Raw genomic sequence first — 23,940 nt, 5'->3', positions numbered from 1 at the left:
GAGAGGGTCTGATGGTCGTTTGCGTTTGCAATGCTCTGCGGGAACGGGATGTGCGCGAAGCCGCGCGGGAAGGTGCCACCAGCGCCTGCCAAGCCTATCGGGCGCTCGGCTGTCAGGCGAAGTGCGGACAATGCGTGCCATTCGCACGGGAGATCATCGCCCAGGAGCGTGCTGCTGCGTAACAGTCGCAACAGCCAGAAACCGCAGATTTCCGCCATTTTCTGACTGTCCAAGGCGTGGTTGCACGCCTATGTTTGCCGCCTGAAATTCAAGTAAAAGGCAGGCGACATGAAGGGCGATCCCAAGGTCCTCGACTATCTCAACGAGGCGCTCCGGAACGAGCTGACCGCGATCAACCAATATTGGCTGCATTACCGGCTGCTCGATAATTGGGGCGTCACCAAGCTCGCCGAACTCGAGCGCCACGAATCGATCGACGAGATGAAGCACGCCGACAAGCTGGCCGAGCGCATCCTCTTCCTCGACGGCCTGCCCAATTTCCAGCTGCTCGGCCGCCTGCGCATCGGCGAGACGGTGGAGGAGATCCTCAAGGCCGATCTGGCGGTGGAGATGGAAGCGATCCCGCTGCTGCGCGATGCGATCCAGCATTGCGAGAGCGTGCGCGACTATGTCTCGCGCGACCTGTTCGCCCATATCCTCGAAAGCGAGGAAGAGCATGTCGACACGCTGGAGAAGCAGTTCGACATGATCAGCCGCATGGGGATCGCGAACTACATCCAGCTCAACAGCGAGCCTGCAGAGGCGAGCTAGGGCTTCCTACAGCGCGCACCGGAGCGACTCGCGGAAGTTCACTAAGTTCACGCCTGTGGCGGATCTGGCGGTCGCTTATTTTCCCTGTTTTCCCGGGAAAGGGGCGCATCTCGCAACATCCTTGCGCGCGCGTGATCCTATCGTTCCTACGACTTCAAAGAGCGGCCGGGCCTTGCGCCCGGCTGCGTGAGCCAAGCAGGGAAATCCTACATTGCAACCCGCCGCGTACCAGCGAAGGCGCAGGGCAAGAGCCGCACGAGATCCCGGCTTTCGCCGGGATGACCGTAATTTTGGTTCAGCCCGCCAGCGAACGCCGGCCGAACACCGGGCGGCGCTCCACCAGCGGGTTCGATTCGCGCTCCAGCAACGCCAGGGTCTCTTCGAAGAGCGGGCGCAGCGCCACGACATGTTCCAGAATGGTGGTAGGCGTGTCCTGGCGCTCGATGCACAGGCGCGCGCTCATCTCGATCGTCTCGGCCAGGTCCGCGAGCGGATCCGCACCGAACTGGCGCGCCTCGCCCTTCAGCGTATGCGCCGGAATCACCATCGCCGCGGCATTCTGCCCGCGCATCGCTTCTTCGATCCGCGCGACGGATTTCACCCCATCCTCGCGGAAATAGCCGAGAATACGCACAAAATTGCTGCCGAGCTCGCTCCGCGACTGCGAAAAGCTATCCCAATTCACCAGCTGCACATTGCCGGTCATCGTGTCATTCCCCTACTCCACCCCCAGAGCAACAAGGGCAATCTAGAGCCGGTGTGTAAACACGAGGTTGATGCGGGACCGGATCGTTACGCAAGCGATTGGATTATCGACGCTCGTCGCCTCAATCCTTGCTGTGGTCGAACGGGTTTTTCGACGCACGCAGCGAAAGCCGCACCGGCACCGCGCCGAAATCGAATTCGCGGCGCAATCCGTTGATCAGATAGCGCTGATAGCTCATCGGCAACAGGTCGACGCGCGTGCCGAACAGCACGAAGCTGGGTGGGCGCGACTTGTTCTGCGTGATGTAGCGTGGCTTGATACGCTTGCCGCCAGGCGCGGGCGGCGGGTTCGCTTCAATCGCGCGCTCGAACCAGCGGTTGAGCTGGCCGGTGGAAACGCGGCGCGACCAGGAGTCACGGGTCTCGAACGCGACCTTGAGCAAGGTATCCAGCCCCTTGCCGGTGGCGGCCGAGACCGTGAGCAAGGGCACGCCCTTCACCTGCGCCAGCCCCTCGTCGAGCGCCTTCTTCACGCCGTTGAACAGGCCGGACGCATCCTCGGCCACGTCCCATTTGTTGAGCGCGATGATCAGCGCGCGGCCTTCCTGGAGCACGCGGTCGGCGATCTTGAGATCCTGCACTTCCAGCCCGCGGGTCGCGTCGAGCAACAGCACCACCACTTCGGCGAAGTCGATCGCGCGCAACGTGTCCATCACCGACAGCTTTTCGAGCTTCTCCTCGACGCGCGCCTTCTTGCGCAGCCCCGCGGTGTCGATCAGTCGGACCGGGCGCATATTGCCCTCGAAATCTTCCCACTGCCAATCGATCGAGATCGAATCGCGCGTGATCCCGGCCTCGGGACCGGTGATCATCCGGTCCTCGCCCAGGAAGCGATTCACCAGCGTCGACTTGCCCGCGTTCGGGCGGCCGACAATCGCCAGCTTGAGCGGCGCATTCGGGTTGTCGGGGTCCTCTTCCTCGACTTCCACGTCTTCGCGCTCGACATGCGGCAGCAGCACTTCGAACAGGTCGGCAAGTCCCTCGCCATGCTCGGCGGAGAGCTGAACGGGATCGCCGAAACCGAGCGCCATCGCCTCGATCACGCCCGTCTCGCCCGCGCGGCCCTCAGCCTTGTTGGCGACGAGCACGATGGGCCGGTCGGTCGAGCGCAGCCAGCGGGCAATCTCTTCGTCGAGCGGCGTGATGCCCGCGCGCGAATCGATGAGGAACAACGCCACGTCCGCGTCATGCACCGCGGCCTCGGTCTGCTGGCGCATGCGGCCGGGCAGCGTCGCCGCGTCCTCATCCTCATAGCCGGCGGTGTCGAAGATGCGGAATTCGAGGCCCAGCAGGTTCGCCTCACCCTCGCGCCGATCGCGCGTCACGCCGGGCTGGTCATCGACCAGCGCGACCCGCTTGCCGACAAGCCGGTTGAACAGCGTCGATTTGCCGACATTGGGTCGGCCGATGATCGCGACGGTGGGCAGTGCCATAGGATGAAACTCTTATCGGGTGTGTGCCCAGCAAAACGGCATGTAACACAAAAAGCAACGGGCGGGGCCTTTCGACCCCGCCCGCCTGCCATGGCCGGGATTCGTCTTATCGGAACGCGGTCAGGCGCCCTTTGTCGTCCAGAATATACAGCGTGTTGTTCGCCACCACCGGCTGCAGAGAGATCGGATCCTTGAGCTCGATCGTCGACGTCACGCTGCCATCGGCAGGCGACACGAAGATCAGCTCGCCGCGGGTATTACCCAGGATCAGCTTGCCGCCGGCCAGGACCGGGCCGACCCAGCCATAGGGATTCTTCGGCTTCTTGGCGTTCTTGTAATGCTTGAGCTGCGCGATCCAGCGCACCTTGCCGCTGGTGCGCGACAGGCACATCAGCCGGGCATCGTCGGTCACCACGAACAGCCACTCGCCCGCCACCCAGGGGGTGGAGATGCCGGCGATGTTCTGCTCCCACATGCGGTTGCCGGTGGCGATGTCCATCGCGACCATGCGGCCGCCCTGGCCCACGGCATAGACGCGGCCCTGGTCGATCACCGGCTCGGCATCGATGTCCGAGAGCGACGAGACCGAGGTGGTGATGCTGCTGCGCGAGAGCACGTCGCTCCACAGCGAGCGGCCATTCTCATAGCGATAGGCGTTGAGCTCGCCCGAGGAGAAGCCCGCGATCAGCGTGCCCTGGGCCGAAGCCGGGGCTGCAACGCCGAACACGCCCTGCGTCTCGAGGCTGGCCGACGCCGTCCAGCTGACGTCGCCGGTCTCCTGGCTCATCGCGAAGAGCTGATTGTCCTGGGTGACGACATAGAGGTTGCCGTTGGCGAGCGACGGCGCGCCGCGCAGCGGACCACCCGGGCGCTTGCGCCACAGCTCGGCACCGTCGGCGGCGTTGAGCGCGACTACGTCGCCCAGGCCGTTGCTGGCGAAGACATGCTCGCCGGCCACGCTGACACCGCCGCCGAACCGCGCGGTCTTGTTGCCCTCGGCCTTCACGGTCGAGGTGCGCCACAGCTCGTTGCCGCTGTCCGCGGCCAGGGCATGGACGTCACCAGCGGTGTCCATCACGTACAGCTTGCCTGCCGAGACCACCGGGGTCGCCGCCAGCCGCTCGCTCTTGGACGTCTTGGCGACTTCCTTGCTCCACGCACGCTGCGGCGTGGCCGAGAGCGCAAGATGCCCCATCGACTTCGAGGCGCTGCCGCCCGGCTGCGTCCAATCCTCGTTCACGGCCGCTTCGGGCACGATCACATCGACATTGGCCAGCGACTTGTCGGCGGTGATGTCGTTCTCGGACATCAGGATGGGAACGCGTTCGCCGAGCACGGGCGTCTTCTTGCCCTGCCCCTTGAATACACCGCAGCCGCTAACCAGCGCGAGTGCCGCAAGGGCCCCAGCCACCCTCAGCTTGTTGTTCATTGAGCTTGCTTTTCCTTCGACTGATCGAGGACGTCGATCCCCAATACGCTCGCCAGCTGAACTGCGCGTTGCCGCGTCGTCTCCGGCACATTCTCGCCGCCCTGGGCGATCTGCTGGAGCAGCTTGCCTGCCTCGGCACGCTTGCCGAGCTTGATCTGCGCGGTTGCGACCATCTCGCCGGCGCTGCCGAACCAGGCCGAATCCGGCTTGGCCAGGCCCTGCAGGCGCGAAACCACCACTTCCGGCTTCAGTGCGTCATATTCCGCCACGGTCTGGCGAAGCAGCGCATAGTCGCGGAAGGTCTTGGCATAGGCGGCGTTGTTGGCGACGGCGGCGAACTTGGCGGTGGCCCCCTTCACGTCCTTCTTCAGCAGCAGCTGATTGCCCTGGACGATCGAGGCCATGGCGGCGAAGCCGTTATTGCCGCTGGCCGAAAGCTTGGCGAGCTCCGGCAGCGCCTTGTCGGGCTGGTTCTGCTCGATCTCGCGCAGCGCCGCATCATATTGCTCGCCACGCTTGCCCTCGGCAGTCGCAGTCTGGTGCTGCCAGAACAGGAAGCCGGCAAGGGCGAGCAGGCCAACAACGACGGCGCCGACGATCAGCTTGCCGTAGCGCTGCCAGATGCTCAGCATCTGCGCGCGGCGATATTCCTCATCGACTTCGCGCAGGAAGGCTTCGTCTGTCGTACCGGAGGGGGGAAGCGCCAAAATCTACCTCATGCGTCTCTTGCGGGCGCGGAACCTGGCCGTGCCGTGCGGGAATCGATAGCCGCTCGGTAGCCCGTCAATCCCGCGGCGCATAGACCTGATCGGGTCCCGGAAACGCCCGGGACCGAACATCGGCGGCATAGGTTTCAACCGCGGCGGAAATGCGGCCAGCCAGATCGTCATATTTCTTCACGAACCGGGCGGTGCGTTCGAACATCCCGAGCATGTCGTCGATCACCAGCACCTGGCCGTCGCACTCGGCCGAAGCGCCGATGCCGATCACCGGGCAGGAGACGGCCGCGGTGATTTCCTTGGCCAGCGTCTCCACCACGCCCTCGACCACGATTCCGAACGCGCCGGCGGCGGCGATCGCGCGGGCATCGTCGAGGATCTGGGCATGCTCGGCATTGCTGCGCCCGCGCGCGCCATAGCCGCCGAGCGCGTTCACCGCCTGGGGCGTCAGGCCGACATGCCCCACCACCGGGATGCCGCGCTTGGTCAAAAACTCCACCGTCGGCGCCAGCGTCTCGCCGCCTTCCAGCTTGACGCCGGCCGCGCCGGTTTCCGCCAGCACGCGCGCGGCAGAGGCAAAGGCCTGTTCGGGACTGGCCTCATAGCTGCCGAACGGCATGTCGACGATCACCAGCGAATGCCAGCTGCCCCGCACCACCGCCGCGCCGTGCGCGATCATCATCTCCAGCGTCACCGGCAGCGTGGAAGGCAGGCCGTAGATCACCTGGGCGAGGCTGTCGCCGACCAGCAGCACGTCGCAGTGGGGATCGAGCAGCTGCGCCATCCGCGTCGTGTACGCGGTCAGCATCACTACGGGCTCCTTACCCTTGCGATCGCGGATCGCGGGGACGGTGAGCCGCTTCATCGGCGCGGGGGTCGGGTTTGCGCGGCTCGTGGCCGTGTCCATGGTGACGTGCGACATGCCGGCTCTCTAGCCGCTCGAAACGGCTCTCACCAGCACCGAGCAGCATGCAAGTTCGATACACTTGACTCAATGTTTGATATTTATAACATAGAGTCAGAAATTACCGACTCGGAGTGTAATATGCCATTCAAGGAAAAGATCGCCTGGATCTCTGTAGTGACCACGATCCTGGTGTGGGGCGGCTATTTCGGCTTTATGCTGGTGACCGGCGGGAAGTTGCACGGCGCAGTGTATTTCGTCGGCTTCATCGGCGCGGTGATCGTCCAGGCGGTCCTGGCGGCGGGCGCCGCGATCGTCACCGCCGTGCTCGCCCCCGCCGACGCCAGCGCCGGCAGCGACGAGCGGGACCGCGACATTGCCCGGCGCGCCTATGCCCTTGCTTATCCCGTGCTGATCACTCTCGTCATCTGCGTTGCGGGAAGCGTACATCTGGGGTTCGGCAAGATCGAAATGGCGTACGCGATCATGGGCTCGATCGTGATCGCCGAGATCGTCCACTATGCCGCGCAGATCATCGGCTACCGGCGGGGGCACTGACATGGCCAAGGTCGTCAATCAGGTGCGCACGCTGCGCTTCCTCGCCGGCGAGATGACCCAGGCCGAGCTGGGCGACCGGATCGGCCTCACCCGCCAGACGGTGGCGGCGATCGAGCAGGGCAAATACTCGCCCTCGCTCGAAGCCGCGTTCCGCATCGCCCAGGTGTTCGGCAAGCCGCTGGAGGACGTATTCAGCTGGGAAGAATGAGCCGTGGGTGACCCAGTTCGGAAGACGAAAGGCTTGCGCAGGCACGAAGGCGCGCTAGCGTGGTTACCGCCAGATTGGGGGAATCAGCATGCGCCTAGCCTTGTTCGCACTTGCCGCACTTACCTTGCCGCACGCCGCTTCGGCACAGAATTGGCGTCTCGCCGCCTATTCGAGCCAGGCGCCCCAAATGGCTTATTTCGTCGATGTCGATTCGGTGCGGCGCAACGGCAATGTCGTGACGTTCAAGCAGCAGACCATCTACGAGACGACGAGCCCGACGCGCGATTTCGATCGCTCGATGCTCACCCGCTCGGCGGACTGCTCGGCGATGACTTCGTTCATGCGCGACAGCAGCTTCTATGTGCGCGGCACCTATCTCGACACCGAGGCGGGCCCGAGCGATCCGACCTTGGCCAAGCCCGGCACCGTGCTGCTTACCATGCTAAACACGGTATGCGGCCGCGGCGACTATTTCTCGCCGGTCGTCGCCACGCCGGAGATCTGGGTGCTCGAGAAGTTCCGCACGGGCTTCGACAAGTAAGTCTCGCCCCTAGAGCAGCGCCTTGGCGTAGTTCTCCGGCTTGAAGCCGACCAGCACGCCGCCGGGATATTCGAGCACCGGGCGCTTGATCATCGAAGGCTGGGCCAGCATCAGCGCCGCCGCCTTGCCGGCGTCGATCCCCTCGCGATCGGCGTCGGGCAGCTTGCGGAAAGTCGTGCCCGCCCGATTGAGCAGCACTTCCCAGCCGGTGATCCCGCTCCACCGCGCCAGCCGCGCCGCATCGATCCCTTGCGCCTTGTAGTCGTGAAAGGCGTAGGGGATGCCATGCGCATCGAGCCAGGTGCGCGCTTTCTTGATCGTGTCGCAATTCTTGATGCCGTACATGGTAATGGTCATCCGCGATCCTTTGCACTGTCGAGCGGAGCCATAGCGATGACCACGGCCTTGCAGAAGCCCGCTATGGAGCGTCCATGACCGAGCCCAAGCTCCTCTCCGGCGGCAATCCCCAGATCGCCAAGGGCGACGGCGATGCGCCGGTCCAGGCCTATATCGCCGCGATGCCAGGCTGGAAGCAGCGGATCGGGCGCGCGGTGGACGATCTGGTGGTCCGCACCGTGCCCGGCGTGCGCAAGGCGGTGAAGTGGAACACGCCCTTCTATGGCGCGCCGGATGGCGAAGGCTGGTTCCTCGCGTTCCATTGCTTCGACGAATATGTGAAGCTCAGCTTCTTCCGCGGCACCTCGCTCGATCCGCTGCCGCCGGGCGCGTCGAAGCAGAAGGAGGTCCGTTACCTCGACATTCGCGAGGACGATGCGATCGACGAGGCACAGCTGGCGGACTGGATCCGGCAGGCGAGCGCGCTGCCGGGCGCGAAACTCTAGTCCTTCAGGAAGCGTCCCAGCGTCACCACGCCCTGCGGCTCCAGGCCCAGCGCCGCGTAGAAGCCGAGCGCTTCTGCATTGCTATCGCGCACCATCAGCTGGACCTTGGGGCAGCCCCGCGCCCGCAGCCATTCCTCCGCCGCGGCCATCAGTGTCCGGCCGAGCCCGGTGCGCCGCGCACTCTCCGACACCGCGAGGTAGTAGACCCAGCCGCGATGCCCGTCGTCGCCGATCATCACGCTGCCGATCAGCCCGCCCTCGCCTTCCGCGACCAGCACGGTGGAGGTTGCACCTTCCAGCGCGCGGGCGAAATCCTGCGCGGGATCGTTCCACGGCCGAGTGAGCCCGCACGCGTGCCACAGCGCGATCACCGCTGCCTGATCGGCCTGGAGTGCTTCCCGGATCATGCCGGCTGCCTTGCGATGCGCCACAAGGTCACCGCGCCGATCAGCATCCACACCACGTTGAGCGAGGCCGAGGGGATCGCCCCGTTCCAGCCGCTGTTCAGCACGAAACAGGCTGCGCCCACCACGTTCATCCATTGATAGAGGCGCGACTGGCCGGTCAGCCGCCCGGTGGACAGCAGCAGATAGGCCACCAGAATCAGCCCCGCGCCGGTCCAGCCGACGATCTCGATCAGCAGCCTTTCAATGGTCATCGCGCGATGCAGGTCACGCCGGCCCAGAGATTGGTCACCTTGCCGTCGGGGGCGTCCGAGCTGAGCAGGCCGGACAGGCCGCCCAGGGTGAACTCATGCCCGATCGTCGTCTCACCCACCTCGGCCGGGCCAGCCGCCTCCAGCGCCTTGCGGGTCATGCCGATGCCGATCCCGTTACCAGTGGTGAACTTCGGCGATTCGCGGCCGTCCAGGTCCCAGCCGGCGAACTTGCCGTCCTGGAAGTAGAGCGACAGGCCGTCGCGGAAAGCCGCATAGCCGAGCGCGCCGGCACCGCAATCCTGGTTGTCGGCCTGTTCGATCGGGCTGCCGAGCGCCGAGGTGAGCATCTTCACTGCGTCCGGCTTGGCCGTGCCGAAACGCAGATGCCGCGCCGATCCATTGGGCAGCACCAGCGTCAGCTCGTCGGGCGCCAGGTTGACGCCGACGCCCGGCGCATCCTCGCTCGCATTGACGGCATTGGTCTCATGCGCCGGCGGTACGGTGATCTCGGCCTCGTTGGCCGTAACCTTGTTCTCCACCGGCTTCTTGATCTCGGGCACGCAGGCGGCGAGCATGCCCAGCGCGGCGAGCGCGCATGGCCGCAGCTTGTTCGTCATTTTCATTCCCCTGCCCATTTCGCGGCATTTTCTCATTATCGCGGGACGCCCGCAATCACTTCACGCAAGCGCAGCCACCGGTTCACGGCGAAAGCAACCCATCTGGTGGTCGTTCACCAGCCCCACCGCCTGCATCCAGGCATAGACGATCGTCGGCCCGACGAACTTGAAGCCGCGGCGCTTCAGCTCCTTGGAGATCGTCTCGGAAAGCGGCGTGGTGGCGACGAAACCGTGGCCCGGCGACTGGATCGGCTTGCCGCCGGTGAAGGCCCAGCAGAATTCGGCGAAGTCCTCGCCGCGCGCCTGCATCTCGCACCAGATCTGCGCACCGCGAATGGTCGCCTCGATCTTGGCGCGGGCGCGGACGATGCCGGGATTGCCCATCAGCCGCTCGATATCCTCGTCCCCGAAGGCGGCGACCTTGACCGGATCGAAGCCGGCAAAGGCTTCGCGAAACGCCTCGCGCTTGCGCAGGATGACGATCCAGGCGAGCCCGGCCTGGAAGCCCTCGAGCATCAGCGTTTCCCACAATTCCCGGCTGTCGCGCACGGGCACGCCCCATTCGGCGTCGTGATAGGATCGGTTGAGCGGGTCGCTCACTGCCCAGGCGCAGCGTTGCAGGTCATCGGTCATTGGGCTCCCCTCACGGTCTCGCCGATATGCACTTCGCCCAGCCCCAGCCAGTCGGCCATGCGCCTGAGCTCCACCGCCAGCCGCGCCTCGGTATCGCCGGACGCGTTCGGCTCGAGCGTGATCCGGTGGGCGAGCAGCCGGCTGTTCTGGCGATCGGCCTTGAGGTCGACGCGGGCAGTGAGCGCCTCGTCCATCAGAAAGGGCAGCACGAAATAGCCATGGGTGCGCTTGTCGGCGGGGACGTAGATCTCGATCCGGTAGCGGAAGTCGAACAGCCGCTCGGTGCGGTTGCGCTCCCAGACCAGCGGATCGAACGGCGCGAGCAGCGCGTCGCCGGCGATCTTGCGCGGCAGCCTGGCATCGCGGTGCATCCAGGTCTTCTGCCCCCAGCCCTTGACCTGGACCGGGATCAGCACGCCCTCCTCTTCCAGCTCGGGAATGGCGTGGTTCGCTTCCTCGGGCTTGAGGCGGAAATAGTCGCGCAGGTCGGTCGCGGTGGCGACGCCGAGCGCGCGGACACTGCGCTCGATCAGCGCGCGCTGGGCAGTCGCGGCATCGGGCGTCGGCAAGTCGAAGATCGCGCGCGGGATCACGCGCTCGCTCAAATCATAGACGCGCTCGAAACTGCCGCGGCGCGTGGCGGTGGTGATCTGGCCGGACCAGAACAGCCATTCGAGCGCGAGCTTGGCTTCGCTCCACTCCCACCAGCCGCTCTTGGAGGTGCCATTCTCCAGGTCCGAAGCGGCGAGCGGCCCCTCCCTGGCAATCCGGTCGAGCACGACCTGCGCCTCCCCCCGGCGTTCATGCGCGAACAGCCGGAGTTGCCGCCAGCCGATCTCGCCGCGCTCGGCCCGCGCCATCCGCCAGCGGAACAGCGGGTGCAATTCGACCGGCAGCAGCGAGGCTTCATGCGCCCAATATTCGAAGAGCCGGCGGCTGCGCTTCGGCCCCCAGGCGTCGCGCTCGAGCAGGGTGCGATCATAGCCGCCCAGCCGCGAGAAGGCGGGCAGATAGTGCATTCGCGTCAGCACGTTGACGCTGTCGATCTGGTGGAGTCCCAGCCGCTCGACGGTGCGGCGGAGGTGCGGCGGACCGACCTTGGCCGGGTGCCGCACGCCGAACCCCTGGACACCAAGGAAGATGCGGCGCGCCTGCTTGAGGGAAAGGCTCGTCACTCTCTTCCCTCCAAGGCCCCGCGGAACATAACGGGTACCTTAGCGGGTTTTCATTCCCATTCAATCGTGCCGGGCGGCTTCGACGTGTAATCATAGGCCACCCGGTTCACGCCGCGCACTTCGTTGACGATCCGCGTCGCCACCCGCGGCAGGAATCCGCCGGGGAACTCGAAGGCCTCGGCGGTCATGCCGTCGATCGAGGTCACTGCGCGCAGGGCCAGCACCGAATCATAGGTGCGCCCGTCGCCCATCACACCGACGCTGCGCACTGGGGTGAGCACCGCAAAGGCCTGCCAGATCGTGTCGTAGAGACCCGCGTTGCGGATCTCCTCGAGGTAGATCGCATCGGCCTTGCGCAGGATGTCGCAGCGTTCCTTGGTCACCTCGCCCGGAATACGGATCGCCAGGCCCGGCCCCGGGAAGGGATGGCGGCCGACGAAGATCTCGGGCAGGCCCAGCTCGCGGCCGAGTGCGCGGACTTCGTCCTTGAACAGCTCGCGCAGCGGCTCGACGAGCTTCATGTTCATGCGCTCGGGGAGGCCGCCGACATTGTGGTGGCTCTTGATCGTCACCGAAGGCCCGCCGGTGAAGCTGACGCTCTCGATCACGTCGGGATAGAGCGTGCCCTGCGCCAGGAAATCGGCACCGCCGATCTTCTTCGCTTCCTCCTCGAACACTTCGATGAAGGTCTTGCCGATGAACTTGCGCTTGGCCTCAGGGTCGATGATCCCGGCCAGGCCGCCCAGGAACAGCGCCTCGGCGTCCACATGGACGAGCGGGATGTTGTAATGGCCGCGGAACAGGCTGACGACTTGGTCGGCCTCGCCCGAGCGCATCAGGCCATGGTCGACGAACACGCAGGTCAGCTGCTCGCCGATGGCTTCGTGGATCAGCACCGCGGCAACCGCGCTGTCGACGCCGCCCGACAGCCCGCAGATCACCTTGCCACTGCCGACCTGGGCGCGGATCTCGGCGATCTTGGTCTGGCGGAACTCCGCCATCGTCCAGTCGCCGGTGAGCCCGCAGACATGGCGAACGAAGTTGGCCAGCAGCCTGGCGCCGTCGGGAGTATGGACCACCTCGGGATGGAACTGCATCGCGTAATAGCGGCGGTCATCGTCGGCGATCACCGCGAAGGGCGCGCCCGAGCTGTGGGCGACAGGGCGGAAGCCGGGGGCGAGGTTGGTCACCTTGTCGCCATGGCTCATCCATACCTGGTGGTTCTCGCCTTCGCGCCACAGGCCGTCGAACAGCACGCAGCCATCGTCGATCTCGATGAAGGCGCGGCCGAACTCACCGCTGTCGCCGAGCTGCACCGTACCGCCGAGCTGGTGCATCATCACCTGCTGGCCGTAGCAAATGCCGAGCACCGGCAAGCCGCTGTCGAATATCTCCTGAGGGACGCGCGGGCTGCCCTCTTCGAGCACCGATGCGGGCGAGCCGGAGAGGATGATCCCCTTAGGCTGCATCCGGGCAAAGGCCTCGGCGGCGGTGGTGAACGGCGCGATCTCGCTATAGACGCCCGCCTCGCGCACGCGGCGCGCGATCAGCTGGGTAACCTGGCTGCCGAAATCGACGATGAGGATGGAATCTGCATGCTGGTCCATGCCCAGCGCGCTTAGCCAGAACCTGCGTCGGGGGGAAGGCCGGGCGGGAGATTATGCGCAGATTATTCTGGGGGCAGCGTGACGGCCGCCCCCATCCCTATCCGTCTAGAGTGACTGCAGCCCTGCGATCGTCACGATCGGATCGCTGCCCTTGCGGAACGCACAGCGGAAGCCGTAGCTCTGCTTGGTGGTGTCGCGATAGCCATCGGCCAACTCGACCTGGCCCTTGATCACCCAACTCCTGCCGTTCCAGACCGTGCTGGTGACCGAAGAGACATGCGCCAGGCGCGCATAACGCTCGCCCATGCTCTCGGCCTCCATCGCGCAGCGGTCCGCCGCGGCGTCTTCGTCGTACAGGCCGTCGAACCGGGCCGAATCAGGCGCCGGGGTCGGTGCGATCGGGCCGCTGCCGGGCTCGACCGGCTCGGCATAGCGGCTGGTATCCACCGGCGCGGTATCGATCGGCGCACGCGCCTCCGGCGGCGGCACGTTCTCATAGACCTCTGCCGCGGGCTGGGCCTTCTTCTTGCCACTCGAGACCAAGGCGAGCAGCCCGCCGACGACCAGTCCGCCGACGATCGCATCGCCCACGTCGAACTTGTCCTCATGGTGGCGCCTGCGCTCGGGATGCCAGCTTTGCGCCTGGGCCGGCATCGCCAGCCCGGTCATCGCCACCACCGCGGCCACGCCGCCCACGAGCTTCAGAAGTGCCATGCTGCTCTCCGTTACCTTGATGAAACGAGATTATGCAGGCCAGCCTGTCGCGTGGCTGAACCGATTTGCGATCGGGCGCTATTCTTCGGCAACCGCAGAATAGCGCCGCCCCGCTTACTTGCTCTTGATCTCCAGCCCCGTCCACCTGGCGGCAAAGGCCCAGAGGTCGGCCGCCTCGTCGATGATCTTGTCGGTCGGCTTGCCGGCGCCGTGGCCTGCCCGCGTCTCGATGCGCACGAGATGCGGCTTGTCGCCGATATCGGCATGCTGGATCGCCGCGGTGTATTTGAAAGTATGCCCGGGCACGACACGGTCATCGGTGTCCGCGGTGGTCGCCAGGATCGCCGGATAGGCCACGCCCGACTTCACGTTGTGATAGGGCGAATAGGCGTAGAGTGTCCTGAAATCGGCTTCCTTCGACGGATAGCCATAGTCGTCGACCCAATAGCGTCCCGCGGTGAACCGGTCGAAGCGCAGCATGTCCATCACGCCCACCGCCGGCAGCGCCGCGGCGAACAGGTCGGGCCGCTGGTTGACCACCGTACCGACCAGAAGCCCGCCGTTCGAGCCGCCCTGGATCGCCAGCTGGTCCTTGCCGGTGATCCCTTCGTTGATCAGATACTCGCCCGCGCCGATGAAATCGTCGAACACATTCTGCTTGTTCGCCAGCCGCCCGCCGTCATGCCACGCCTTGCCATATTCGCCGCCGCCGCGAATGTTGGCGAGGACGAACACGCCGCCCTGCTCCAGCCATGCCAGGCGCGAGGAGGAGAAGCTGGGGCCGTAAGGCACGTTGAAGCCGCCATAGCCCCAAAGCAGAGTCGGCGCCGGGCCGGTCGTGGTCTTCTTGCGGACGATGAACATCGGCACCTTGGTGCCGTCCTTCGACGCGTAGAAGCGCTGCTCGACCTTATAGTCCTCGGGCTTGAACAGCAGCTTGGGTGCGGCCCAGGGCGTGCTGGTGCCGGTCGCCATGTCGTAGCGGTAGATCGAGCTCGGCTCGTTGAAGCTGGTATAGGCGTAGAAGGTCTCGACATCGTCCGGCTCGCCGCCGAACCCGGAGGCAGTGCCGACACCCGGCAGCTTGACCGCGCCCAGCGCCTTGCCGTCCAGCGTGTAGCGGCGGACTTCGGTCTTGGCATCGACCAGATAGCTCGCGACCAGCTTGCCGCCTACGATCGCCGCGCCCTCAAGCGTCGCCGCATCCTCGGGCACCAGATCGGTGACCGCCAGCGTGTCCGCCGCCACATCCATCGTCACGATCTTGTGCTTGGGCGCGCCCTTGTTGGTCACCCAGTAGAACTTGCTGCCGACATTGCCTGCCAGGCCCCAGCTGTTCTCGAGGCCGGCGACGATCGTGCGCGGCTTATGCGCCGGGTCCTTCAGATCGATCAGCGTGATCTGGTAGCGGTCGTCGGTGCCTTCGCTGGTCGTGATCACCATCCAGTGTCCGTCATCGGTCACTTGGGCGTAATGGCTCCATTTGGGGCGGTCCGGCGTCTCGTAGATGAACTTGTCTTCGCTCTCGGCGGTGCCGAGCTTGTGGAAGAAGACCTTGTGGTTTTCGTTGAGCGCCTGGAACTTGGCGTCGGCCGCCACATCCGGGTAGCGCGAATAGAAGAAGCCGCTGCCGTCCTTTGCCCAGGACGCGCTCAGCGTGAACTTCATGCCATGGACGATGTCGCCGGTGTCCTTGCCGGTGGCGACGTCGAGCACCTTGGCGAAACGCCAGTCGGTGCCGCCGTCCTGCACCGCGTAGAGCAGATGCTTGCCATCGTCCGAAGGCGCCCATTCGGAGAGCGCGGTCGCGCCGTCCTTCGACCAGCCATTGGGGTCGATCAGCACCCGGCCCTGACCGTCCAGCGTGTCGCGGACGAACAGCACCGCCTGGTTCTGCAGGCCGCTATTGTGCATGTAGAAATAGCGGCCGCCCTTCTTCTGCGGCACGCCGAAGCGTTCATAATCGAACAACTGCTTGATCCGCGTCTTGAACCAGTCCCGGCCGGGCAGCGTGGCGAGATAGGCGTTGGTCACCTTGTTCTCGGCATCGACCCAGGCAGCGACTTCCTTGTCGTTACGGACGTCGTTCTCGAGCCAGCGATAGGGATCGGCGACCTTCACCCCGAACTGCTCCTCCACCACATCGACGCGGCGGGTTTCGGGGTAGCTTAGCTTGGTCACTGGGGTCTCCGGCTGGGTCTGGGCAAATGCTGGGGTGGCGAGAAGCAGGGGGAGTATGAGGGAGCGGCGCATGGAGCCTCCGAATGGGGGAATGCGCCTAGTCTTATCGCCCCTCTACAGAGGCACAAGCGCCAGCTCAGGCATAGCCGATCGACGTCGCCGAAATGGCCCAGATCAGCGCGCCGAGCGGCGCCAGCGCCATGCCGGCGGAGAGCCAGCTGGTGGTGGTGGATGGATGGTTCCTGTTCATGCCCCGAATGTGGGGAGCCGGCGGGGCAAGGCGGAGTGCAGGAAATCTTTCAGCCCCGAAACGAAAAGGGCGGCCGCACCCTAAGTGCGACCGCCCTTTGCTATCCTTCTAGACCGATCAGGCGACGGCGTCGAAATCGTCGTCCATCAGCACCGGGCCCGAATCCTGGCCCTTGGCCGAGACGTCGCGGTCGACGAACTCGATGATTGCCATCGGCGAGGCGTCCGAAGCGCGCGGGCCGGTCTTGATGATGCGGGTATAGCCGCCGTTACGGTCGGCATAGCGCGCCGCCAGGACGTCGAACAGCTTCACCAGCTGGGCGTCGTCGAGCAGACGGGCATGGGCCAGACGGCGGTTCGACAGGCCACCCTTCTTGGCGAGCGTGATCAGCTTCTCCGTATAGGGACGGAGCTCCTTCGCCTTGGCGACGGTGGTGGTGATCTGCTCGTGCTTGATGAGAGCCGCGGCCATGTTGCGGAACAGCGCAATACGGTGAGCCGAGGTACGCTGCAGCTTACGGCCGCCAACGCGATGACGCATGGTAACTTCCTTCTCGTTCGTTCGGGGGCCGTATAGCGGGTTCCATCAAAATATTACTTTGATGGAGTCCCAGCTGGTACCCCGGACCAGGCAGCGATAAGGGCCGCTGCCCAAAACCCTTTGCGAATTTCGCGAAGGCGCGCCCAAAGCGGATTCGGCGGCGAAAGTCAAGCCGCTCGACACGGATGCCGCCGGACCGCCGACGCTCCGAAGCGGAGCTAGCCCGCCCTGCCCATGGACCGGACAGCTCCGCCGCGGTTCAATCCGTCAGTTCTCAGACCCCTCCGAGCTCACTTCGCAGGCGCGGTGTTGAACAGGATCACGAACATCTTGGGTGCGACGCCATCATCATCGAACCAACGCTTCAGGACGAAGGCGATCGGGTTGGCGCCGGCCTCGCCCACCTTGAGATAGAAGGTCTTGGTGCCCATCCCGCCGACCGCACGGCCTGCACCGCCGCCTCGAGCCCCCTGATAGCTTGGCGGCTTCACGTCCACGAACCCGCCCGACGCCCAGCTGAGACCCCAGCTATACCCGTCGCTCGCAGACTCGGGGAGGTTGATGACGACCACGTCGCCCACCTTGATGTTCTGCGTCGACCCGGCGTCCTTGTCGGACAGGGTCAATGCCGGCACCACATCGGCAGCGGCCTGTGCCGCGGCCTGGCCGGCGACACCGACGGTACCCAGGCTCGCCAGGGCAAGGGCAAGAAACGCAGCACTTCTCGATCCGAACATGTCATTCCCCCAATTGCCGCAACCTGGGCGGCATCCGGTTGCATGTCGCATGGAACCCGCACGACCTGCCAGAGCAACAAGCGCGGATTTGGGGGCACCAGCGCCTTCACGGGAAAAGGGCCGCCCCTTGCGGGACGGCCCTTTCCTGTTCCTGCAAGGATCCTGGGCTCAGCCCATGATCTCCTGCTCGAGCTTCTTGGCCATCTCTTCGATGTTCTCAGGCGGCCAGCCCGGGATTTCCATGCCGAGGCGGAGACCCATCGACGACAGGACCTCCTTGATCTCGTTGAGCGACTTGCGGCCGAAGTTCGGCGTGCGCAGCATCTCGGCTTCGGTCTTCTGGACCAGATCGCCGATGTAGATGATGTTGTCGTTCTTGAGGCAGTTCGCCGAGCGGACCGAAAGTTCCAGCTCGTCGACCTTCTTCAGCAGGTAACGGTTGATCTGCGACGCGTCGCCCGCACCGGTGTCGGCAGCGCCGCCAGCAGCCGGAGCGGCCATGCCGATCGGAGCCGAACGGGTAACCGCCGAATCGTCGAAGTGGACGAACAGCGCCAGCTGGTCCTGGAGGATGCGCGCGGCATAGGCCACGGCGTCTTCCGGAGTGATGGTGCCGTCGGTCTCGACCGAAAGCGTCAGCTTGTCGTAATCGAGCTCCTGGCCGACGCGGGTGTTTTCCACCTTGTACGAAACCTGGCGAACCGGGCTGTACAATGCGTCGATCGGGATCAGGCCGATCGGGGCGTCTGCCGGACGGTTCGACGCGGCGGGGACATAGCCCTTACCGGTGTCGGCGGTCAGCTCCATGTTGAGCGTCGCGCCATCGTCCAGGTGGCAAAGCACGAGATCGGGGTTCATCACCTCGATATCGCCCGACACCGCGATGTCGCCGGCCTTCACTTCGGTCGGGCCAGTGGCCGACAGCTGAAGGCGCTTCGGGCCTTCGCCCTGCATGCGGATCGCGATCTGCTTCACGTTGAGGACGATGTCCGTCACGTCCTCGCGAACCCCTGCCAGCGAGCTGAACTCGTGGAGGACGTTCTCGATCTTGATCGAAGTGACCGCGGCGCCCTGCAGCGACGAGAGCAGCACACGGCGCAGCGCGTTGCCGAGCGTCAGGCCGAAACCGCGCTCGAGCGGCTCCGCCACGAAGGTCGACTTGCGCTTGGGATCGCCACCGGGCTTCTTCTCGAGGCCGTTGGGCTTCTTGAGTTCCTGCCAGTTCTTAGCGTTGACCGACACGGGCTTTCCTCATGTTGGGCGGGACTTGAGGCCATCCCGCCAGGTAATAACTGCAAGACCGCGGACCCGCCTCAGGATCCGCGGCACAAGCAGGATTTAGACGCGACGACGCTTCGACGGACGCACGCCATTGTGCGGGATCGACGTCACGTCGCGAATGGACGTGATCTGGAAGCCGACTGCCTGGAGGGCGCGGAGCGCGCTCTCACGGCCCGAACCCGGACCCTTCACTTCCACCTCGAGGGTGCGCACGCCGTGCTCGGCGGCCTTGCGGCCCGCGTCCTCGGCGGCGACCTGAGCAGCGTACGGGGTCGACTTGCGCGAGCCCTTGAAGCCCATCATGCCGGCCGACGACCACGAAATGGCGTTGCCCTGTGCATCGGTGATGGTGATCATCGTGTTGTTGAAGCTGGCGTTCACATGGGCGACGCCGGCGGTGATGTTCTTGCGTTCGCGACGGCGAATGCGCTGCGGTTCACGTGCCATGGTTCAGCGCTCCCTTACTTCTTCTTGCCGGCGATGGGCTTGGCCTTGCCCTTGCGGGTGCGCGCATTGGTATGCGTACGCTGGCCGCGGACAGGGAGCCCCTTGCGGTGGCGCAGGCCACGGTAGCAAGCGAGGTCCATCAGACGCTTGATGTTCATCGCGGTCTGGCGACGAAGATCGCCTTCCACGGTGTACCCTGCGTCGATCGCTTCGCGGATCTGCAGCACTTCCTGGTCCGAAAGGTCCTGGACGCGACGCTCGTCGGCGATGTTCAGCTTGGCGGTGATTTCCTTGGCCTTGGTCGCACCAATGCCGTGGATATACTGCAGCGCGATAACGACGCGCTTGTTGGTCGGGATGTTTACACCCGCAATACGTGCCATGGAATTTGTTCTCCCAGCTCCACGGGACGCCGCATGGCAGCTCGCGTCCCATCTCGTAGCGTTGATCCCGAAATGCAGTGGCACGACAAGCGTGCCAGCACGCCGCCGTTCACCGGTCTTTCGGAAGATGCGCGACATATGCGTCCGCCGGCGCTGAGTCAAGCGCCGCGGGAAGGGCTTTCGCCGGAACCGACTTCATACACCATCGTGCCCCCATCGCCAAGCAGCCCCTGCATCCCCTTCCGGGGTGCGATGTTCAACCGAGTGGTTGAACGATTCGTTGAATCCCTTGACAGTCCCACGCATGCGCGAGGAGGCGTCGCCCCGCTTCTCCAGAGAGCAGGCGAAATCCTATTTTGCAAGGGGACGCCCCCCCTGCCCACCGCCGTCATGCTGAACTTGTTTCAGCATCCAAGGCGCCGCGGGGGATATCGCCGGTAGAGGGTTGGACCCTGAAACAAGTTCAGGGTGACGGTTAGGATTGGGGTTGGCGTTGAGCCCCCCCCTACCCCTCCGCCGACAGCCGGTAGCCTGCGCCGCGCACGGTGTGGAGGATGGGCGCCATCCCCTCCTCCAGCTTGCGGCGCAGGCGGCCGATATGGACGTCGACCACGTTGGAGCCGGGATCGAAGCGGCAATTCCACACATGCTCGAGCATCATCGTGCGGGTGACGGTTTCGCCGGCATGGCGGGCGAGATATTCGAGCAGGTGGAATTCGCGCGCGACCAGCGGCACGATCCGCCCTGCCCGCGTCACGGTGCGGCTGAGCAAGTCGATATCGAGGTCGCCGACGATTAGGCGAGTCGCCGCCAGTTCGGCGGCGCTGCGCTCGGCACGGCGAAGCAATGCGGCGATGCGCGCACGCAGCTCGGCGAGCGAGAAGGGCTTGGCGAGATAGTCGTCGGCACCGGCGGTGAGCCCGGTCACCTTGTCGTCCACGGTGCCCAGCGCGGAGAGCATGATCGCCGGCGTGCGCAGCCCCTGCCCGCGCAGTGCAGCGAGCAGCGCCAGCCCGTCCAGGCCGGGCAGCATGCGATCGAGGATCCACAGGTCGAAATCGCCGTGCGTCGCCATCTCGAGGCCCAGGCGGCCATCCCCGCAGGTTTCGGCGGCGAGGCCTCCGGCGCTGAGCCCGCGCAGCACGAAGTCGGCGGAGGCGGGATCGTCCTCGACGATAAGGATACGAGGAGGCAGAAGATGCGGGGACAGGATCGGGGAAGAGGGTCGGCCGACGGACAAGGGGGTGTCCGCCGGCCGTTGCGTCGATGCCAGGGCAGCACCGGCGACTTCAGGTCGCATGCCGCTTACCTTGCGCTCTTCCCGGCGGGCTCGGCCTGAGCAGGGGCAATAGCCAGACCATGAGCCATGGCCGGGATCGCGGGGGCGGCGATCGCGGCACGAGCCGGGAAGAGCAACGGGGCAAACCGCATGCTGGAGACCTTGAATATGTGGCCGGCGATGCTGCCGGCTACAGGTCCTTGATAGCCGGTGGGGCTGCGCAGGGCGGTGACCGGGGAATGACAAAACCGTAATGTTGGCGGGCGTTCAAAATCCTCCCCCGGGCTCGTCTGGGGGAGGGAGACCGCGACGCGCAGCGGCGTGGTGGAGCGGCGCCGCGGGTCCCGGCGCGATGCGCCGGCCCCTCCACCATTCGCCACGCGAATGGTCCCCCTCCCAGCAAGCTGGGGAAGGAATTGGATCAGCGCAGGCCCAAACCAAAAAGGGCGCGGACTGCTCCGCGCCCTTTCCCGTCGATTGAACGGACCCTCAGCCCTTGGCGTCGAGGATCGCGTCGATCTGGCTGCCGACCTCGGCGATGTCCGCCATGCCGTCCACCGCGCGCACCAGGCCCCGGGCCTGGTAGATCGGCAGGATCGGCGCGGTCTTGGCGCGATATTCGGCCATGCGGGTGCGCACGGTCTCTTCATTGTCGTCGGGACGGCGCTTGAACTCGTGATGGCCGCACACGTCGCAGGTATCCGCGACCTTGGGCAGCTTGAACTTGTCGTGATAGCCCGCGCCGCAATTGGCGCAGGTGAAGCGGCCGGTGATGCGCTCGACCAGCGCATCCTCATCGACGACCAGCTCGATCACATAATCGAGCGCACGGTCATGCGACTCCAGGATCTCGTCGAGCGACTCGGCCTGGGGCGCGGTGCGCGGATAGCCGTCGAAGATCGTGCCCTGCTCCGCCGACAGCGTGCTCAGCTTCTCGTCGATCAGCGCCGAGACGATCTCGTCCGACACCAGCGCACCGGAGTCCATGACCGCGGCGACCTGATGGCCGAGCGGCGTATCCGCCTTGCGCGCGGCACGCAGCATGTCGCCCGTGGAGAGCTGGACCATGCCGCGGTCCGCCTCGAGCCGACTCGCCTGGGTGCCCTTGCCGGCTCCCGGCGGGCCCAACAGGATGATGTTCACTAAGCCTGTCCCCTCTTAAGCCCTGGACCGCGCTTAACGCGCGCGGCCCTTCAGCTTCGCCTTCTTGATCAGGTCGCCATACTGGTGCGCCAGCAGGTGCGACTGGATCTGGGTAACCGTATCCATCGTCACGTTGACGACGATGAGCAGGCTGGTGCCGCCCATCAGGAACGGAACGCTCATCGACGAGAACACCGCTTCGGGAACGAGGCAGATGATCGTCAGATAGGCCGCGCCGATCACGGTGATGCGGGTAAGCACGTAATCGAAGTACAGCTCGGTGTTCTTGCCCGGACGGATGCCCGGGATGAACCCGCCATAACGCTTGAGGTTCTCGGCGGTCTCTTCCGGGTTGAACACCACGGCGGTGTAGAAGAATGAGAAGAACACGATGCCGAGGCCGTACAGCGTCATGTACACCGGCGAGCCGTGGCGCAGCCAGGTGTTCAGGTTGATGATCAGGTCGCTGTACCAGTTCTCGCCCGCGGTCATGCTGCCGGCAAACTGGGTTACGGTGAGCGGCAGCAGCAGCAGCGACGAGGCGAAGATCGGCGGGATCACGCCGGCGGTGTTGAGCTTGAGCGGCAAATGGCTGCGCTCCGCCTGCACCCCGCGCGCCGTCTGGCGTTTGGGATACTGGATCAGGATGCGCCGCTGGGCGCGCTCCATGAAGCAGATGAACAGCACGAGCGCGGCGACGCCGACGGCGATCGCGACGAGGGTGAACCACTCGCCGCGGGTGCGGCCGCCTTCGAACAGCTGGGCGATCGTGATCGGCAGGCGGGCGACGATGCCCGCCATGATGATCAGCGAGATGCCGTTGCCGATGCCGCGATTGGTGATCTGCTCACCGATCCACATCAGGAACATGGTGCCGCCGACCAGGCTGACCACCGCGCCGATGCGGAAGATCATGCCCGGCTCCACCACGGGCTGCAGCCCCTGGCTGGCACCGAAGGTCTCGAGGCCGACGGCGATGAAATAGCCCTGCACCGCGGTCAGCGCGACCGTGCCGTAGCGGGTATACTGGTTCAGCCGCTTGCGGCCGCTCTCGCCTTCCTTCTTGATCGCGTTGAGCGTCGGCGACAGCGAAGTCGCGAGCTGCACCACGATCGAGGCGGTGATGTAGGGCATCACGCCAAGCGCGACGATCGACATGCGGTTGAGCGCGCCGCCGGTGAAGTTGTTGAAGAAGTCGAGCACGCCGCCCGCCGTCTGCTGCGCGAGCAGGTTCAGCTGGGTGGGATCGACGCCGGGAAGCGGCACGTAGCTCAGCATGCGGAACACGATCAGTGCGCCGAGGGTGAACCACAGGCGCTTCTTGAGATCGGTCGCCTTGGCGAACTTCGCCAGGTTGATGCTGGAAGCAAGTTGATCGGAGGCGGATGCCATGTGTTCGTTTGTCCCGGAAACAGAAACGGCGGTGGAGCGTTTCCGCCCCCCGCCGCTCATATAGGCACGCCCGTTCGGTTGTCTAACCTTCAGAGCATTTTGTCCCCGGCTATTGCCGGGGCACGGCTTCGAGCGGCCCGGTGCTGGCCCCCGGCGCTGGGCCGGGGAACAGCGGGTTTACGCCTTGGCGGCAGCCTTCTTGGCTTCCTTGTCCGCATTGCGCGCGTTCTGCGCGACGCGATGCTTGGCCTTGTGCTTGTCGGCAGCGGCGACGACCTCGGGGATCGTCACGGTGCCGCCGGCCTTCTCGACCGCTTCGATCGCGCTCTTCGACGCGCCGGCAACGGTGAAGGTCAGCTTGGCCTTGAGCTCGCCCTTGGCGAGGAGGCGGACGCCGTCCTTGCCGCCACGGGTCAGGCCGGCAGCGTTCAGCGCCGCCTGGTCGAGGTCGGTCGCGGTCAGCTTGCCTGCGTCGATCGCCTTCTGGATCGCGCCCAGGTTCACCTCGGCATAGTCCTTGGCGAAGATGTTGTTGAAGCCGCGCTTCGGGATGCGCATGTGGAGCGGCATCTGACCGCCCTCGAACCCGTTGATCGACACGCCTTCACGGCTCTTCTGGCCCTTCTGGCCACGGCCGGCGGTCTTGCCCTTGCCCGAGCCGATGCCGCGCCCGACGCGGATCTTGCGGTGGCGGGCGCCCTTGTTGTCGGTGAGTTCGTTAAGCTTCATGATC

29 protein-coding genes are annotated in these 23,940 nt (G+C 65.4%); 6 read left to right on the top strand and 23 right to left on the bottom strand.

Annotated features, from left to right (window positions below; all coding sequences use genetic code 11):
* Positions 1–11 precede the first annotated feature (11 nt).
* The gene (locus AC1RPL_RS12135; RefSeq protein ID WP_086128692.1) at positions 12–182 is read left to right on the top strand and encodes a (2Fe-2S)-binding protein; all 171 of its coding nucleotides are present in this window, start codon (positions 12–14) and stop codon (positions 180–182) included.
* A 106-nt stretch (positions 183–288) separates the two neighbouring features.
* Complete coding sequence (bfr, locus tag AC1RPL_RS12130; protein ID WP_493069549.1) at positions 289–771, top strand: bacterioferritin; 483 nt, start codon at positions 289–291, stop codon at positions 769–771.
* Between the two features lie 295 nt (positions 772–1,066).
* Here the strand turns inward: bfr and AC1RPL_RS12125 are convergent, their stop codons facing one another.
* The 5 genes from AC1RPL_RS12125 to panB all read right to left on the bottom strand — a co-directional run bounded on the left by AC1RPL_RS12125 (position 1,067) and on the right by panB (position 6,039).
* Positions 1,067–1,477 carry an Hpt domain-containing protein gene (locus AC1RPL_RS12125; protein WP_493069548.1) on the bottom strand — a complete coding sequence of 137 codons (411 nt, stop codon included), beginning with the start codon at positions 1,475–1,477 and terminating at the stop codon, positions 1,067–1,069.
* Between the two features lie 121 nt (positions 1,478–1,598).
* Positions 1,599–2,969 carry a ribosome biogenesis GTPase Der gene (gene der / locus AC1RPL_RS12120; RefSeq protein WP_493069547.1) on the bottom strand — a complete coding sequence of 457 codons (1,371 nt, stop codon included), beginning with the start codon at positions 2,967–2,969 and terminating at the stop codon, positions 1,599–1,601.
* A 106-nt stretch (positions 2,970–3,075) separates the two neighbouring features.
* Positions 3,076–4,398 carry an outer membrane protein assembly factor BamB family protein gene (locus tag AC1RPL_RS12115; RefSeq protein WP_493069546.1) on the bottom strand — a complete coding sequence of 441 codons (1,323 nt, stop codon included), beginning with the start codon at positions 4,396–4,398 and terminating at the stop codon, positions 3,076–3,078.
* Positions 4,395–5,105, bottom strand: a complete 711-nt coding sequence (locus tag AC1RPL_RS12110) for a tetratricopeptide repeat protein (protein WP_493069545.1) — start codon at positions 5,103–5,105, stop codon at positions 4,395–4,397. The genes AC1RPL_RS12115 and AC1RPL_RS12110 overlap by 4 nt, the downstream gene beginning before the upstream one ends.
* 76 nt (positions 5,106–5,181) lie before the next feature.
* Complete coding sequence (panB, locus tag AC1RPL_RS12105; RefSeq protein WP_493069544.1) at positions 5,182–6,039, bottom strand: 3-methyl-2-oxobutanoate hydroxymethyltransferase; 858 nt, start codon at positions 6,037–6,039, stop codon at positions 5,182–5,184.
* Between the two features lie 123 nt (positions 6,040–6,162).
* On the opposite strand from panB, the gene AC1RPL_RS12100 reads away from it, so the two are divergent.
* The 3 genes from AC1RPL_RS12100 to AC1RPL_RS12090 all read left to right on the top strand — a co-directional run bounded on the left by AC1RPL_RS12100 (position 6,163) and on the right by AC1RPL_RS12090 (position 7,328).
* Positions 6,163–6,579: a hypothetical protein gene (locus tag AC1RPL_RS12100; protein WP_493069543.1), complete on the top strand. Its 417-nt coding sequence runs from the start codon at positions 6,163–6,165 to the stop codon at positions 6,577–6,579.
* A gap of 1 nt (position 6,580) precedes the next feature.
* Positions 6,581–6,787: a helix-turn-helix transcriptional regulator gene (locus tag AC1RPL_RS12095; RefSeq protein ID WP_493069542.1), complete on the top strand. Its 207-nt coding sequence runs from the start codon at positions 6,581–6,583 to the stop codon at positions 6,785–6,787.
* Between the two features lie 88 nt (positions 6,788–6,875).
* A complete protein-coding gene (locus AC1RPL_RS12090; RefSeq protein WP_493069541.1) occupies positions 6,876–7,328 on the top strand; it encodes a surface-adhesin E family protein in 453 nt (150 codons plus the stop codon).
* Positions 7,329–7,337: 9 nt separating this feature from the next.
* On the opposite strand, the gene AC1RPL_RS12085 is transcribed toward AC1RPL_RS12090, so the two are convergent.
* Entirely contained in the window at positions 7,338–7,685 is a 348-nt protein-coding gene (locus AC1RPL_RS12085; RefSeq protein WP_493069540.1) for an ArsC family reductase, read from the bottom strand.
* A gap of 74 nt (positions 7,686–7,759) precedes the next feature.
* On the opposite strand from AC1RPL_RS12085, the gene AC1RPL_RS12080 reads away from it, so the two are divergent.
* Complete coding sequence (locus AC1RPL_RS12080; protein ID WP_493069539.1) at positions 7,760–8,170, top strand: DUF1801 domain-containing protein; 411 nt, start codon at positions 7,760–7,762, stop codon at positions 8,168–8,170.
* On the opposite strand, the gene AC1RPL_RS12075 is transcribed toward AC1RPL_RS12080, so the two are convergent.
* The 17 genes from AC1RPL_RS12075 to rplO all read right to left on the bottom strand — a co-directional run bounded on the left by AC1RPL_RS12075 (position 8,167) and on the right by rplO (position 23,936).
* Positions 8,167–8,577: a GNAT family acetyltransferase gene (locus AC1RPL_RS12075; RefSeq protein WP_493069538.1), complete on the bottom strand. Its 411-nt coding sequence runs from the start codon at positions 8,575–8,577 to the stop codon at positions 8,167–8,169. The genes AC1RPL_RS12080 and AC1RPL_RS12075 overlap by 4 nt on opposite strands.
* On the bottom strand, positions 8,574–8,828 hold the full coding sequence (locus AC1RPL_RS12070) for a CBU_0592 family membrane protein (RefSeq protein WP_493069537.1): 255 nt from the start codon (positions 8,826–8,828) through the stop codon (positions 8,574–8,576). Before AC1RPL_RS12070 ends, AC1RPL_RS12075 begins: the two co-directional genes overlap by 4 nt.
* A complete protein-coding gene (locus AC1RPL_RS12065) occupies positions 8,825–9,445 on the bottom strand; it encodes a hypothetical protein (protein ID WP_493069536.1) in 621 nt (206 codons plus the stop codon). Before AC1RPL_RS12065 ends, AC1RPL_RS12070 begins: the two co-directional genes overlap by 4 nt.
* Positions 9,446–9,505: 60 nt before the next feature.
* Positions 9,506–10,078, bottom strand: a complete 573-nt coding sequence (locus tag AC1RPL_RS12060) for a DNA-3-methyladenine glycosylase I (protein WP_493069535.1) — start codon at positions 10,076–10,078, stop codon at positions 9,506–9,508.
* Positions 10,075–11,253, bottom strand: coding sequence for a winged helix-turn-helix domain-containing protein (locus AC1RPL_RS12055; protein ID WP_493069534.1), 1,179 nt, complete (start codon positions 11,251–11,253; stop codon positions 10,075–10,077). The genes AC1RPL_RS12060 and AC1RPL_RS12055 overlap by 4 nt, the downstream gene beginning before the upstream one ends.
* Before the next feature lie 50 nt (positions 11,254–11,303).
* Positions 11,304–12,860 carry a glutamine-hydrolyzing GMP synthase gene (guaA, locus tag AC1RPL_RS12050; protein WP_493069533.1) on the bottom strand — a complete coding sequence of 519 codons (1,557 nt, stop codon included), beginning with the start codon at positions 12,858–12,860 and terminating at the stop codon, positions 11,304–11,306.
* A gap of 105 nt (positions 12,861–12,965) precedes the next feature.
* Positions 12,966–13,574 (bottom strand): hypothetical protein, encoded by a 609-nt coding sequence (locus AC1RPL_RS12045; RefSeq protein WP_493069532.1) that lies wholly within the window; start codon positions 13,572–13,574, stop codon positions 12,966–12,968.
* 114 nt (positions 13,575–13,688) lie between these two features.
* Positions 13,689–15,827: a prolyl oligopeptidase family serine peptidase gene (locus tag AC1RPL_RS12040; protein WP_493069531.1), complete on the bottom strand. Its 2,139-nt coding sequence runs from the start codon at positions 15,825–15,827 to the stop codon at positions 13,689–13,691.
* A 295-nt stretch (positions 15,828–16,122) separates the two neighbouring features.
* Positions 16,123–16,545, bottom strand: coding sequence for a 50S ribosomal protein L17 (rplQ, locus tag AC1RPL_RS12035; protein WP_493069530.1), 423 nt, complete (start codon positions 16,543–16,545; stop codon positions 16,123–16,125).
* Between the two features lie 290 nt (positions 16,546–16,835).
* The gene (locus tag AC1RPL_RS12030) at positions 16,836–17,282 is read right to left on the bottom strand and encodes a protease inhibitor I42 family protein (protein ID WP_493069529.1); all 447 of its coding nucleotides are present in this window, start codon (positions 17,280–17,282) and stop codon (positions 16,836–16,838) included.
* A gap of 168 nt (positions 17,283–17,450) precedes the next feature.
* Positions 17,451–18,524, bottom strand: coding sequence for a DNA-directed RNA polymerase subunit alpha (locus tag AC1RPL_RS12025; RefSeq protein WP_493069528.1), 1,074 nt, complete (start codon positions 18,522–18,524; stop codon positions 17,451–17,453).
* A 96-nt stretch (positions 18,525–18,620) separates the two neighbouring features.
* Complete coding sequence (gene rpsK, locus AC1RPL_RS12020; RefSeq protein ID WP_025495450.1) at positions 18,621–19,010, bottom strand: 30S ribosomal protein S11; 390 nt, start codon at positions 19,008–19,010, stop codon at positions 18,621–18,623.
* 14 nt (positions 19,011–19,024) lie between these two features.
* A complete protein-coding gene (gene rpsM / locus AC1RPL_RS12015) occupies positions 19,025–19,393 on the bottom strand; it encodes a 30S ribosomal protein S13 (RefSeq protein ID WP_493069527.1) in 369 nt (122 codons plus the stop codon).
* Between the two features lie 505 nt (positions 19,394–19,898).
* A complete protein-coding gene (locus AC1RPL_RS12010; RefSeq protein ID WP_493069847.1) occupies positions 19,899–20,588 on the bottom strand; it encodes a response regulator transcription factor in 690 nt (229 codons plus the stop codon).
* 573 nt (positions 20,589–21,161) lie between these two features.
* Complete coding sequence (locus AC1RPL_RS12005; protein ID WP_493069526.1) at positions 21,162–21,815, bottom strand: adenylate kinase; 654 nt, start codon at positions 21,813–21,815, stop codon at positions 21,162–21,164.
* Positions 21,816–21,848: 33 nt separating this feature from the next.
* On the bottom strand, positions 21,849–23,207 hold the full coding sequence (secY, locus tag AC1RPL_RS12000; RefSeq protein WP_493069525.1) for a preprotein translocase subunit SecY: 1,359 nt from the start codon (positions 23,205–23,207) through the stop codon (positions 21,849–21,851).
* Between the two features lie 177 nt (positions 23,208–23,384).
* The gene (gene rplO / locus AC1RPL_RS11995; RefSeq protein WP_493069524.1) at positions 23,385–23,936 is read right to left on the bottom strand and encodes a 50S ribosomal protein L15; all 552 of its coding nucleotides are present in this window, start codon (positions 23,934–23,936) and stop codon (positions 23,385–23,387) included.
* Between the last annotated feature and the right edge of the window lie 4 nt (positions 23,937–23,940).

This window comes from Sphingomonas sp. GW821-FHT12D09, from assembly GCF_058807215.1.
This window is presented reverse-complemented; position numbering and strand designations above follow the sequence as displayed.